Genomic DNA, 12,769 nt, shown 5'->3' with positions numbered 1-12,769 from the left:
AAGTCGTCAGGTACGCGGATTATTCTGATTCAGGTTGATAAAAATCGCGGTCATTGTTACGTCCTACTTTTCGCAGCATTCCGGCTTCTTCCAGCCAACCAATTGTGCGGTATACAGTTGAGCGGCTGACGCGGCGCCCGACGCCTGGATCTGCCATTCGCTCAACCAACTGGTCTGCGTCGAACTGTTCGTGGGATGAGAAAACTTCAGCAACGATGATTTCTCGTTCCTGAGTCAATCTTATACCCTGGGAGGCCAGGTACTCTCTGAATTTCTCAACAGGAGACATAGCGATTTCCAGGCTTTCAAAATGGAGCACGGTCTATCTCTTTCTCATCTAATTTCTCTACTACGACTAAGACGTGGTTTAATCAGAATCAGAGATCTGATCCAGCATACGGCTCAAAGCTGCATCCAGCTTTTCATCCGTATCATAAGTTCCGTCGTCAATAGCCGCCTTGATTTGTGCTAACCGCTCTGCACGCATATCGGAGTTGTTCGTCATTTCGTCCAGCATTCGACCGGCAGAAGAAATCTCTAATTCATCCTGAGGAGAAGAGATTGGCTTCGAAGCAGGTGTCTGATTGATGTTGGTGTTGCTCGGACCGGTCTGCTTACTGATAGGCAGAGATCCGGAAATAGAACTGGTGCCGTTAACATCCATGGCGGCATTCCCCCTGTCACGTGGTTCTGAACCTGTCGGGGTAGAATTCTCCCGACCATTAGTTACTGTATGTGGTTCATGATATCGTAAGACGGGGGATCGATTCAACTGGTAGTCTGCAGTCATGGCCAATTCTTTCATTGAATTCACTGAATTTCCAGTGTTTTTGCCACTTAATGAAGCAAAAGAACACCTGTTTTCAGGTTGTCATCAATATTGAATGTAGAATGGCTTCCTGCACATCCTCCAGCTCAATGGAGTAAAAACGAGATATAGGCTTAATGGTAAGACATGTTCCTATGTCTTTACGGCCTCAATCGTTGAGGGGAGTCTGAACCTTAATTGCATCGACTGACCCGTTGTCAAAAGTTTAATTTCTGATACGGAAATCGTTCGAACCTGACAGGACTCGATTGCTGGTATCGATTATGCCGATTATGCGAGGCAGGAAAATCAGCCTGTATCAGGTATGATTTCTGTCGCAGTTAAGTCTTTTCACAGAAACGGTTTTTTGTAACCAATCAGCCACGAGCATATGGGCCGGTCGCGATTCCCTGGTATTGAGCGAGACCTGCCTGCAGCGCGGCACGGACAGCGGCGGGAACCTGTTCAATCTGGGCGCGGCTGATGTCCAGATGCGTGCAGGCTCGCAGCGTGGAATTGCCCATGGCTCCAATTCCAACACCTTCTTTTTTGAGGGCGGCTGCCAGTTGCATCGCATTTCCCAGCTCCGTGTGTACATCAAAGAAGACGAGGTTGGTCTCGGTTTCTTCAGGATTGATGGAGATTCCTTCAATCTCAGCCAGTTGCTCAGCGAGAAAGCGGGCGTTGTCATGATCTTCCTGCAGACGTTCGATATTATTTTCCAAGGCATAAATGCACGCTGCTGCCACGATACCGGCCTGCCTTAAAGCGCCGCCGAATATTTTGCGTGAGCGGCGGGCGTGGGTAATTGCTTCCTGCGAACCGACCAGGATCGACCCCATCGGGCACCCCAGTCCTTTGGAAAAACAGATCGAGATCGTATCCAGCGGGGCGCAGATCTCTTTCATTGAATAGCCCCCGGCGATACAGGCATTAAAAATTCGTGCGCCGTCCATGTGAGTATTCAAGCCGTTCGCGTGCGCCCAGTCGCAGATTTCAGTGAGTTGATCGAGAGGGTAGTAGTGCCCGCCACCTGCATTGGTGGTGTTTTCTACGCATAAGAGCTTAGTGCGTGTCAGGTGCTGATCATTGGCGCGAATTTTTCCACGGAGACCTTCCACGGTCAACATGCCTTTTTCACCAGTCAAGGTACGACAACTGACACCACTGAGAATTGCGGGAGCGCCCCCTTCGAAGATGGCGATGTGTCCGAGTTCGTGAATCAGCAATTCATCGCCGGGCAGGCAGTGAGCGCGCAGGCCCATCTGATTGGATTGTGTTCCCGAGCAGGCAAAGACGGCTGCTTCCTTGCCGAGCAGTTCGCAGATCATGGCTTCAAGCCGATTGACAGTCGGGTCTTCCCCATTCATGTCATCGCCCAGCTCTGCAGAAATCATGGCCTGCAGCATTTCCGGGGTTGGTTTGGTTTTTGTGTCACTACGAAGATCGATGAAAGACGAACTGTCTGAATCCACGGCTGGTTTCCTTGTCATTCGTTGCGGTTATGCTGTATTGAGTGCTGTGATATCAGAAGCGAACAGAAAATGATCTCTCCTGAGTTCAGGTTTTGGGAGCGGCTATCTGCAGGTCGTTGATGGAAAGAAAACTGTTGAGGCTGCCTGAGCGAAAGCCCTGCAGATCGAGTGTGACATTCCGAAAGCCAAGCTGCAGGAAATAATCAGAAATCTGTGTCAGCGCGGCTGGAGTGGTCAGTTTGGGGATCTCGTGCAGAGGAACTTCAATGCGGGCCAGTTCGTTGGGCTCCAGTCGGACCCGGAGTTCCCGAATCTTGAATTGATTACGCAGGAACTGTTCACCCTGATCGATCCGCTGAACCCGTTCTTCTGTAACTTCCACTCCGTAAGCGATGCGACTGGACAGGCAGGGGTGTGCGGGTTTATCCCAGATCGGGAGTTCCCAGTGCCGGGCGAGTGCACGAACATCATCTTTTGTGAACTCTGCTTCGATCAGAGGGCTGCGTACATTATAGTTTGTCGCCGCCTGCATTCCAGGGCGATGATCGCCACGGTCATCCAGGTTGGCGCCGTTGACGATGGTGGCGGTTTCCCATTCTGTTCCCGCAATCGACTGACTGAGGATCTGGTACAATTCTGTTTTACAGAAAAAGCAGCGGTTGGGGGCATTGGCCCGGTACTCTGCTGTTGCAAATTCGGATGTAGAAACCAGGCGATGCGGAATACCAATCAGTTCGGCCAGGTGAATCGCTTCTTCTTTTTCACCGGAGGCCAGGCTGGGGCTGACCGCAGTGGTCGCGAGTGCATGATCGCCGCGCGCCAGAAAAGCAGCCTGTGCGACGACAGTACTGTCTACGCCAGCAGAAAAAGCGACAATAATCCGGTCCATGCTCGCCAGGATTTCCGTCAGGCGTGTGGATTTTCGGGATAATTCTGCGGTCAGAGACATAGTCAAAAGAGAAGAATATATATGAGGTTATCAGGAATTCGTGTCAATGATCCCTATTATAGTCAACCCGGGGCGGCATTGTCGTGGAACTTCAGGCTAAATTTGTGGATTCCCCGTCAAGAGAGCTAAAAAGGAACGAATCCGCTGGAGAGAAGGGAGGTTCTGTTGGTAGGGAAATTTACAGACTGTCTCTGGATCTGGGAATCATCGCATTCAGATCTTTTTTCTCATTCCCGGGACGATTATACTGAAAACAATGAAAACGGAGTACAGTATCAATCTGGATGCACCAGTGAGGTGCTGACTTTGATAATACAGATGTCTGATTGAACGAATGAATCATCATTCGGAAGAGAGTCTCCCGCGTCCTCGTCTCTACGGCGGAGCAGGGGAGTCGCGTTACCTTACGCAATCTATCCTAATTCAAAATTAAGAGGAAAGTTATGTCTTATCGGTCCGTTCAGATTACTCGATTCCTCCTGGCTCTGATTCTGTTCTCCGGAATCCTCACTGCCACAAGCCAGGCGGCGAAGCTGACTCCTGCGCAGCGCAAGGAACTGGCTTCGATCAAACGGAACCTGGGTAAAGCCGCAACGTTGATTCGTCAAAAAAAATATGACGAAGCAAAAACATTGACCGATGAAGAAGAAGCAAAGCTGGATAAGCTGGCTTTGGATGCAATGATCCCGGAAACCGATCCAGTTATGGTCAGTACCAAACGACTGATTGGTTTACGTCGTACTGTTCTGGAAAAAGCCATGGGAGGAGGCGGTGCTCCGGGGGCCAATAAAGGAATCAGTTTTGAATCACAGATCGCGCCCATTCTGAATGAGAAATGTGTGGACTGCCATGGAGCACAACGGGCGAGTGCGAATCTGAAATTGAATACATTCGCAGATATGCGGAAAGGCGGACGGAGTGGCTTGCTGCTGGTACCGGGAAATCCGAATACAAGTTTGATGGCTCTGAAATTGATTGCTCCCGATAATCAGCGGATGCCGAAAAATGCACCCGCTCTGGAACAGGATCAGATTAAATTGATTGCGAATTGGATTAAGGAAGGAGCCCGCTTTGATGGCGAGAAAGAGACAGACCCCATTGGCGCCTCGGCGAAAGCGAAAAAGAACCCTGTGAAAGTTGTGATGGCGACGGGAAATGAAAAAATTTCCTTCATGAACGACCTTGCTCCCTGGATGCTGGATTACTGTATGCGATGTCACAGCGGGAATAATCCGGCCAGTGGATTCTCAGTCGTGACCTTTGAAGATATTCTGCGTGGCGGCGATACCGGTGAAGTAATCGTGCCTGGAAAACCGGACGACAGTCGTTTATGGCATCTGGTGGGTTTACAGGATCCAATCAAAATGCCACAGGGACAGGCTTTGCTTAAACCCAAAAATGCCAGTGATCTGAAAACCTGGATCGAAGAAGGTGCCAAATTCGACGGTAAAAATCCCAAAGGCAACCTGCGGGAAATGGTGCCGACAGAAGATGAGAAACGGATGGCAGAACTGGCGACCCTTTCGCCGGAAAAATTTGCTGATCTGCGACGGGAAGCACTGGAGCCTGTCTGGAAACGTGCATTAAATAACGAGAAGCCGGAATTGCTCGAGACCGACGAATTTATTTTCTATGGAAATGTGAGTTCCGATCGACTGAAGCAGATTAGTGGCTGGGCAGAAACACAGGCAGATGGTTTACGAAAACTGTTTAATGAAAAACAGAAGCCACTCTGGCGAGGCAAGCTGGCGGTCTATGTGATCAAAGACCGGTTCGGTTATTCGGAATTCAACCAGACTATTGAAGACCGCCGGGTCGACCCTGCAACAACCTGGCACTCCAAAGTTACACCAACTTACCTGGAAGCCTATCTGGTTTTGCAGGATGTTGGCGATGAGGCGACCGTGAATTCACCGGGTCTGCAAACGAATGTAGTTGCGGGAGTGACCAATGCAGCGATTCAAAGGGGAGAAGGGGATGTGCCGATGTGGTTGTCCCGTGGACTGGGAATGCTGCTGGCAGCGAATGGCTCAGTCGGCCAAAAGTACTTCGAGTCATTACGACAGGAAGCACTCGATGCGGCCCCTAAAATGACACGACCGGAAGACCTGGTTGCAGAGGGGACTTTTTCACCGTCTGAAACGACGGCAATCGGTTTTACGCTGGTCGAATTTCTGATAAACAATGGGGGCGCGCAAAAGATGGCGCTGCTGTTGAAGGAATTCAAAGCAGGAACCGCAGCTCCTGCAGCACTGCAGAAAGTCTACAGGACAAACCTGCGGGCACTGGTGACAGCGTATGCCAGGACTCTGCGCCCCGGTAAGTTGAATTAAGTTTCCCGTGAATCGGAATCAGACAGAAAAGCAGGGGGCCGCGTTTCCTGTTTTTGGAAATGCGGGGCAGCCCTGTGATTCTGCAGTCAGTCCGCTATAATCAACCGCCTTGAATGTCACGTTTTGAAGAGTATGACCAGGGCTCGTTATACCCATGATGGATGTAAATATTATTGGCGGCGGAGTGATCGGGCTTTCGATCGCTTACGAACTGGTGAACCAGGGGCTGACTGTCGCTGTCTTTGATCGTCAGCAGTTCGGCCAGGAGGCCTCCTGGGCTGGCGCCGGCATGCTGCCTCCCGCAAATATTGAGTGCGTTACAACTCCCGCAGGACAACTCCGCGCCGCCAGCCAGCCGTTGTGGCCCGCGTGGTCGCGTCGTCTGCAAGAGGAATCGGGGATTGATAATGGCTATCTGATCTGTGGTGGTTTGCATCTGTCTCTGTCTGAAGATGTCGCAGACTGGCAGAGTTATGTAGAGGACTGGCACAAAACGGGTACCGTCGTTGAAGAACTCGACTCTGTTTCCTTGCGCGAACGGGCACCGTTTTTGAGTGAGCAGATCCAGGCCGGTTTCTATCTGCCTGAAATGGGTCAGGTTCGGAATCCGAGACATATGAAAGCGCTGTTGTCTGCATGTGCTCATCAAGGAGTTGTGATGCATGCAGGAGCTCCCGTCGTCGGATTTGAAACCCAAGGTGAAAAGATATCGGGAATTCAAACACCTTCCGGAGTCCACCGTGCAGGGCAAACGGTAATCGCGGGAGGGGCCTGGACGCCTGAAGTTCTCAGCAGACTGGGGCTTCAATGTGAGCTGGTCCCCGTGCAGGGACAGATTGTATTACTGTCGATGAAACATCTACCGTTTCGCCAGGTGATCGAATCGGGGCGCCGCTATCTTGTGCCCCGCAGTGATGGGAAAATTCTGATCGGCTCTACAGAGAAACATGCGGGCTTCAATAAAGAGAATACGGCAGAGGGAGTGGCGGGGTTGATTGCATTCGCGCAGTCTGTCGTGCCAGGCTTAAAGGACGCGACATTCGAACGCGCCTGGGCGGGCTTACGACCAAAGTCAATTGATGGTCTGCCTTACCTGGGGCGCGTCGATGGTTATCAGAATCTGATCATGGCCGCCGGACATTACCGGGATGGCTTACAGCTTTCACCGATCACCGCGAAGCTGATTCGACAATTAATCTGTGAAGAAGAATTGTCGATCTCCCTGGAGCCGTTTTCCTGCCAGCGCGGCATTGATATCGATTGAGTCACATCCACGAGGAGAGATTGCTTTGAGAGCTGTAGTGCAAAGAGTGTCCCGTGCGAGTGTGACGGTGAATGGCGAGATTACGGGAGAAATCGAGCAGGGGTTTCTGGTCTTGCTGGGCGTGGAGCCGGAGGATACGCAGGATGACGTGATTTATCTGGCTCAGAAGGTCGGCGGTCTGCGTGTGTTTGAAGATGCGGACGGAAAAATGAACCTGGCGTTATCCGATGTGAACGGTAAAATGCTGGTTGTGAGTCAATTCACTCTGCTGGGAGACTGTCGCAAGGGGCGTCGGCCCAGTTTCGTGAATGCAGCGCGACCCGAACAGGCCAATGAACTCTATCAGAGTTTTGTAGCGGAAGTTCGCGGTCAAGGCATCCCGGTCGAAACGGGGCGTTTTCAGGAACACATGGATGTGGAACTGGTCAACGATGGGCCCATCACGCTGCTGCTGGACAGTAAGAAACTGTTTTAAACACTCGACTCCCGATCAAAGGTAGTTCGTATGGCGCTGTGTCAAAAGATGCTCGCTGTTCTGATCAGTGTGGCCGCCGTAATGGTCCTGTGTGGTGCTCCCGATACTCTCACGCGATCTCTGGGTGAAGAGACGGTAATTGCGATCTCTGTTTTTGGTTTTTTTGTGATCCTGTTAAGCACTTCGACACTGCTGCTGGTTTATTCCGTCAGCCAGATGATTGCGATCGGCTTTAAATGCGGCCGCACCCAGATAAAATCGAAACCAGATAAGCAAAATTCTGACGGATGACCCCTGCTTTTCTATTTTGAAAATTCACCCTCGTTTATCTTTACCACTGAATTTTCAGACCCAAAATCTGGGCTTTCCGCAGTGCTCAATTTTGGCCTATAATCCCCTTCCCTTGAAATGATGAAAAATCGGGGGAGTGCAAGCAGGGGAGTGGGCCAGCTCCGAAATTTCTCATGGACGGACCGAAATAGACAGGATGTCGCGATGTGGTTTGATTTGCTGATAGTGGGGATTCTTCTTTATGCTGTCTGGAAAGGTGCCTCCAAAGGCGTCGTCTGGCAACTGGCCGCGATTGCAGCGCTGGTGCTCTGCTTTGCGTTTGCAGAATCCCTGTCTCTACAATTGGCTCCGCTCATTAATGTGAAGCCACCACTCAATCGCTGGATCGCGATGCTGGTCATCTACATTGCATTCTCGTTTATTTCGTTTACGCTGGCGCGGAGCTTGAAGACCGCCATCGATTCCTTGAAATTCAATGAGTTCGATCGCCATCTGGGTGCTGTATTGGGACTGCTGAAAGGCGTTCTGTTTTCTTTGTTCCTGACATTCTTTCTGATTACCATATCGGAATCTGCCCGGGCGACCGTATTGGAGTCGCGCAGTGGTTATGCAGCGGCAGTGATTCTGAATGAAATGGCACCTGTGATGCCGGAAGAGTTGCATCATATTCTGGATACATGCCTGGCTAAACTGGATCACCCGGGAATCGATCTGCATGATCATGATGATGATCTATTCGGTGATGGCCACGACCATGAACAGCAAAACGATTACAATCCATTTCCTGCCGGTTCAAATGATCTTCCCAATCCCTTTTTTGAAAAATCAGGGAATGGCGGTCCTGACGTCAGAACCACAAAACAGGATTCATTATTGAAAGAGATTCTGAAGAGTATTCCCAGCTATCTGAAAAGTGAGCTGGAGGATAAGGTGATCGAAGCTTATAACGCGACTGCTCCCGAGGATCGGGAAAAGTTCGCCAGGGAGCTGCAGTCGCGGATTCCCGGTGTGTTGAGAAGTGTGACAAACAGCTGGCAGGATGGTCAGCCTCAGAAGACATCGCAACCGGCTGACAGTTCGCTGTTTGATGCCAATGGGGGACAGGCTGCTTCAGGAATACAAGGCGTCACTCAGGAGCGAACAAAACTACTGCGGGACATTGCCGCCATCTATTCTGATTACCCGGAAGCACAGAACTCTCTGATTGAAGAATTCGAATCCACGCTGACGGGGTTGCCAGATCAGGTGGTCCTGGCTGCTTTGCGAGACTGGCGGGCAGACCTGTTATTGAACGGGGGAGACCCCGATCCGAAAACGGATGTCACGACGCCATTGGATACACGGGTTCTGCGTCAGTTGGAACTGCAGCAAGTGCCTCTGAATTCACTGGGATCTGCGTTACAGGATCGGATGCGTGATGCACAGCGCAGATGAAATACGGAAGCGAAGTTCGAGTCTGTTTTCAGTTGCAATGTGATGCAGAAGCAGAGTTACTATGAGAGTCAGGTAGAGCTCGGTTTCAAATAGAACGTTGAGTGAGAGAGCAGAATCAGGGAAATCGCAAACCCTGTAAAAACAGGCCTTAAATCACGCCGAACTTAACATAACGGACATTATCGGACGTTCGTGGTGGGGTGCTTTATGGGGGTTTCCCTGTGTTGTCTCTCCTCTCATGCTTTGAATCGCGTGGTTTAAAAACGGTAAGTGAAACGGGGCCGCTGCTCTCTTGCGGAGGTCCGCTTTGCAGCAGGTTTGATCTCCGTCAGCCGCCACACTTCAACGCGATCCAGACGAGCCGATCCTGGTATTGATTTATGCTGCTGTTGCTCGCTCTGAGTATGCTGAAACGTGCGTCGAAATCGCGTCTTGAAACAGGCCCGTTTCCATGCCCCGATGCGAGTTCTCTGGCCGGGTCTGAACTGCGATTTTCGTGTCTCCATTTCCCCGGGTATCTGACGCGACTGGTCGGCGATTGCGATCGTGAATTCGTTTCCGGTGACATCAACTTCACGGAGAGCAGGTTCCCCGAACTCCTTGCGCAGAAATGCGTCTCTGAGGGCCTCGATTCGGATTTGTGACACTTGCATCGCGTTTTCCTTTTCAGCTCACTGACGGGCCTCTGAGAGGTCGGCTTCTTTCAGCGCGCACAAAAACATATTTTCACCAGCATTGAATGAAAACGGTGACGCCATCCGCAATCGCGTTCGCGAAACGTCTGCTCAAAGCATAGCATCCAAACGGCCCGCTGACGGGTTGAGAGTGGAAGAACTTTGTCTGGCCGCGGCTGGATGTAGGCGAAGAGTGGTGCACACGTTATTGAGATTCTTAGGACGGCAAGGGTACGGATTGTTGAGAAAAGAATCACTCACGCTCTTCAGTCAAAATGCTTTTGCCATTTCACCGGTCACAAAAAAAGCGTACGTCCGTTGGTGGTTCCTTTCTGGAATTCCACGGGCGTACGCTTGATGTTTGAATTGTGTTGCAGAGACTGCAGTGGAACTACGCGGTTTCTGCTTCCAGTGTCTCGTGGAACTTGCCGATCTTACGGAACTTCTCGTAGCGCTGGTCGACGAGTTGATCTTTAGGGACGCCTGTCAGTTGCTTCAGGTTGGCAGATAAGGATGCCTTCAATGCGGCCGCCATCTGGCGATGATCTCGATGGGCACCCCCCAGTGGTTCGGGAATGACTTCGTCAATGATGCCGAGTTCGAGCAGGTTCTTACTGGTGAATTTGAGTGCGTTAGCAGCTTCGTTCGCGAATTTGTGATCCTTCCATAAGATGCCGGCACAGCCTTCGGGAGTGATCACTGAGTAGTAGGCATACTGCAGGACGGAGATGTGATCGCCTACGCCGATTCCGATTGCGCCCCCGGACCCTCCTTCGCCGATCACGACGCAGATGATGGGGGTTTTCAACAGTGACATTTCTCTGAGGTTAATCGCAATGTTGTAGGAGATACCCTGTTCTTCGGCCTTGATGCCCGGGTAAGCACCGGGGGTGTCAATCAGGCAGATAATGGGGATCCCGAATTTTTCCGCCATCTTCATTTTGGAAAGGGCTTTGCGATAGCCTTCCGGATGCGCACAACCGTAGAAGCATTCGGTGCGCTCTTTTAATGTGCGTCCTTTCTGCTGTCCGACAAACATGACTTTTTGTCCGTCCAGTTTCGCGAGGCCCGTCAGGATGGCACGGTCATCACCGATGGCTTTGTCGCCATGTAGTTCGACGAATTCATCAAATACGAGTTCCAGGTAATCGAGTGTCTGTGGTCGTTCCGCATGACGGGCAACCTTGACTGTATCCCAGGCATCCAGGTTTTCAAAGATCTCACGTTTCATCCGTGTGATTTCCAGCCGCATGTTGCGAATGGCATCTTTGGTGTTGGGGGTCGGATTGGGTTCCTGCTCGATTTTCTTGAGCTGCTCTTCCAGTTCGTAGATAGGTCGTTCGAACGGAAGCTGATTCATAACAGACATAGTATTTGAGACCGCGTATTAAAATGAATGGGTAGATAGTGAAAAAGATGCCGGCCAGTTTACCAGATGCAGGCAATTCCTGGAAGATTTTATGTTCTCAGAACACATCCGGCAATTCATCCATGAAGGGAAGATCGTCATCATTTTTGGATTTTTGCTCTTTCTCTTCGTTTTTTGGTGGTTCCGGCTGATTCTGAGGTGGTTTTGGCGCCTGTTGTGGCGCCGGTGACTGCGGAGGCGCATTGGCAGCAGGCGGTTGCGCGGCAGGCTGCTGTTGCGCCGGAGGTTGTTGCTGGGGTGGTGGCTGCTGTCCCGGCTGCTGTGGTTGTGGAGGGTATGGTTGTTGTGGGTACTGCTGCGGTGGATACGGTTGCTGTGGGTATCCCTGTGGTGGTGGATAGCCGCCGGGAGGCATGGGTTGCCCCTGGTACTGTGGCGGGTACATCGGTTGCTGATATTGCGGCGGATACATCGGTTGCTGGTACTGAGGCGGATAGCCTCCGGGCATGGGTTGAGGTGGTTGTTGTGGTTGCTGCTGCTGTGGTTTTTTCTGTGGAGCCGGTTCCGGTTTGGGCTTGGGTTTGGCCTGGGCTTTACGTTCAGCAATCAGCTGCTTCGCCAGTTCCGGATTTTCTTTGACCAGTTCAGAGAGCCGCGCGTCCGCACGACTGTCGAGACGTTTCTCCTTCATGGATTCTTTTTCAGCTTCATCCGCTTCCGCTTTTTCCTGCGCGATGACCTCTGAAATTTCTGCTTTGAACATCTTCAGATTTCGAATGGTAGAGACCACCTCTTCCATGGAAGCAAAACGGTTCTCCGGTTTTTTAGCCAGCATCTTCAGAATAAATTCATCCATCTCCGGTGTGACGTTCGGATTAAAGTTGGAGGGACACGGCGCCTTTTCGGAAATGTGTTTCAGCAGGACTTCCTTGGGGTTCTCTCCATGAAAGGGTGTTTTGCCGGTCAGGATTTCGAAGATGGTGATTCCCAGGCTATAGATGTCAGCCGCTGGTCCCAGAGGCAGTTTTTTAATTGTTTCGGGAGCGATATACGAGCGGGTCCCCTGTACTGTTTTGGGTTTGCCGAACAGTTTTCCCAATCCTTTGGCCACCGGGACTGCCAGTCCAAAGTCGATGATTTTTACTTCCGAGCTTTTACTGATCAGAATATTTTCGGGTTTGATATCTTTATGCACCCAGCCTTTTTCGTGCATGTGGCCCAGGGCCATTGCCGTCGATTCAATTAACTTGCGGAGGCGCGCCTGCACACCCTGGCGATCTGATGAAAGCTGTGACCGCAAATTCGGGGATCGGAAGTAATCCATCAGCAGGTAAACGTTTTTTTTGTTTTTGACGAACTTATGTAGCTGGATGAGATTGGGATGATCAAGTGCAGCACCCACTTTCGCTTCCAGTTTCATGGTCGCAACAATTTCCGGCTTTTTCATCGGTTCAGGAAGTAGCCGTTTCATTACAAAACTGTTGGCGCCCCCCTGTTCTTTGACTTCCCAGATTTGAGTCGTGGACCCATCCACGATGAGATTCACCAGCTCATATTCATCAACGATATTGTCTGCTTCTGTAGTTTCTGTTTCAGCCACTGCGCAACCTCTTGCTGTTAAGTGATTCGACGAAGATTCGTCGGACATCATTGTAGCCAATAGCAATGATCTGCCAAAACCCGATTTTTGTCAGGAG

12 protein-coding genes are annotated in these 12,769 nt (G+C 51.0%); 5 read left to right on the top strand and 7 right to left on the bottom strand.

From position 1 onward, the window contains the following. Positions 1-19: 19 nt before the first annotated feature. The 4 genes from ACN0YH_RS06805 to larE all read right to left on the bottom strand — a co-directional run bounded on the left by ACN0YH_RS06805 (position 20) and on the right by larE (position 3,172). Positions 20-319: a Fur family transcriptional regulator gene (locus ACN0YH_RS06805; RefSeq protein ID WP_417378809.1), complete on the bottom strand. Its 300-nt coding sequence runs from the start codon at positions 317-319 to the stop codon at positions 20-22. Positions 320-367: 48 nt separating this feature from the next. Beyond that, entirely contained in the window at positions 368-805 is a 438-nt protein-coding gene (locus tag ACN0YH_RS06800; protein WP_417378930.1) for a flagellar biosynthesis anti-sigma factor FlgM, read from the bottom strand. A 380-nt stretch (positions 806-1,185) separates the two neighbouring features. Further along, on the bottom strand, positions 1,186-2,283 hold the full coding sequence (locus tag ACN0YH_RS06795; protein WP_417378808.1) for a threonine aldolase family protein: 1,098 nt from the start codon (positions 2,281-2,283) through the stop codon (positions 1,186-1,188). 85 nt (positions 2,284-2,368) lie between these two features. Next, a complete protein-coding gene (larE, locus tag ACN0YH_RS06790; RefSeq protein ID WP_417378807.1) occupies positions 2,369-3,172 on the bottom strand; it encodes an ATP-dependent sacrificial sulfur transferase LarE in 804 nt (267 codons plus the stop codon). A 503-nt stretch (positions 3,173-3,675) separates the two neighbouring features. On the opposite strand from larE, the gene ACN0YH_RS06785 reads away from it, so the two are divergent. The 5 genes from ACN0YH_RS06785 to ACN0YH_RS06765 all read left to right on the top strand — a co-directional run bounded on the left by ACN0YH_RS06785 (position 3,676) and on the right by ACN0YH_RS06765 (position 9,029). Then, positions 3,676-5,565 (top strand): c-type cytochrome domain-containing protein, encoded by a 1,890-nt coding sequence (locus ACN0YH_RS06785; RefSeq protein WP_417378806.1) that lies wholly within the window; start codon positions 3,676-3,678, stop codon positions 5,563-5,565. A gap of 154 nt (positions 5,566-5,719) precedes the next feature. Beyond that, complete coding sequence (gene thiO / locus ACN0YH_RS06780; RefSeq protein ID WP_417378805.1) at positions 5,720-6,829, top strand: glycine oxidase ThiO; 1,110 nt, start codon at positions 5,720-5,722, stop codon at positions 6,827-6,829. A gap of 25 nt (positions 6,830-6,854) precedes the next feature. After that, positions 6,855-7,304, top strand: a complete 450-nt coding sequence (dtd, locus tag ACN0YH_RS06775) for a D-aminoacyl-tRNA deacylase (RefSeq protein WP_417378804.1) — start codon at positions 6,855-6,857, stop codon at positions 7,302-7,304. Between the two features lie 30 nt (positions 7,305-7,334). Beyond that, positions 7,335-7,595, top strand: coding sequence for a hypothetical protein (locus tag ACN0YH_RS06770; protein WP_417378803.1), 261 nt, complete (start codon positions 7,335-7,337; stop codon positions 7,593-7,595). Positions 7,596-7,799: 204 nt separating this feature from the next. After that, positions 7,800-9,029: a CvpA family protein gene (locus ACN0YH_RS06765; protein ID WP_417378802.1), complete on the top strand. Its 1,230-nt coding sequence runs from the start codon at positions 7,800-7,802 to the stop codon at positions 9,027-9,029. A 257-nt stretch (positions 9,030-9,286) separates the two neighbouring features. Here ACN0YH_RS06765 and ACN0YH_RS06760 read toward each other — a convergent pair whose 3' ends face one another. From ACN0YH_RS06760 to ACN0YH_RS06750, 3 genes are all read right to left on the bottom strand, one after another. After that, positions 9,287-9,682: a hypothetical protein gene (locus tag ACN0YH_RS06760; protein ID WP_417378801.1), complete on the bottom strand. Its 396-nt coding sequence runs from the start codon at positions 9,680-9,682 to the stop codon at positions 9,287-9,289. Between the two features lie 412 nt (positions 9,683-10,094). Next, positions 10,095-11,063, bottom strand: coding sequence for an acetyl-CoA carboxylase carboxyltransferase subunit alpha (locus ACN0YH_RS06755; RefSeq protein WP_417378800.1), 969 nt, complete (start codon positions 11,061-11,063; stop codon positions 10,095-10,097). 106 nt (positions 11,064-11,169) lie between these two features. Continuing rightward, positions 11,170-12,672 (bottom strand): protein kinase domain-containing protein, encoded by a 1,503-nt coding sequence (locus ACN0YH_RS06750; RefSeq protein WP_417378799.1) that lies wholly within the window; start codon positions 12,670-12,672, stop codon positions 11,170-11,172. Between the last annotated feature and the right edge of the window lie 97 nt (positions 12,673-12,769).

Source organism: Gimesia sp., from assembly GCF_048262075.1.
In the GTDB taxonomy this organism is placed as follows: Bacteria; Planctomycetota; Planctomycetia; order Planctomycetales; family Planctomycetaceae; genus Gimesia.
Note: the sequence above shows the minus strand (reverse complement) of the source record. Positions and strands in the feature narration are given on the sequence as shown.

Coding starts and splice junctions, on each gene's coding strand:
- thiO (WP_417378805.1), top strand. CDS start 5,720: ATGATGGATGTAAATATTATTGGCGGCGGAGTGATCGGGCTTTCGATC.
- ACN0YH_RS06765 (WP_417378802.1), top strand. CDS start 7,800: ATGTGGTTTGATTTGCTGATAGTGGGGATTCTTCTTTATGCTGTCTGG.
- ACN0YH_RS06770 (WP_417378803.1), top strand. CDS start 7,335: ATGGCGCTGTGTCAAAAGATGCTCGCTGTTCTGATCAGTGTGGCCGCC.
- ACN0YH_RS06760 (WP_417378801.1), bottom strand. CDS start 9,682: ATGCAAGTGTCACAAATCCGAATCGAGGCCCTCAGAGACGCATTTCTG.
- larE (WP_417378807.1), bottom strand. CDS start 3,172: ATGGACCGGATTATTGTCGCTTTTTCTGCTGGCGTAGACAGTACTGTC.
- ACN0YH_RS06800 (WP_417378930.1), bottom strand. CDS start 805: ATGAAAGAATTGGCCATGACTGCAGACTACCAGTTGAATCGATCCCCC.
- ACN0YH_RS06755 (WP_417378800.1), bottom strand. CDS start 11,063: ATGAATCAGCTTCCGTTCGAACGACCTATCTACGAACTGGAAGAGCAG.
- ACN0YH_RS06785 (WP_417378806.1), top strand. CDS start 3,676: ATGTCTTATCGGTCCGTTCAGATTACTCGATTCCTCCTGGCTCTGATT.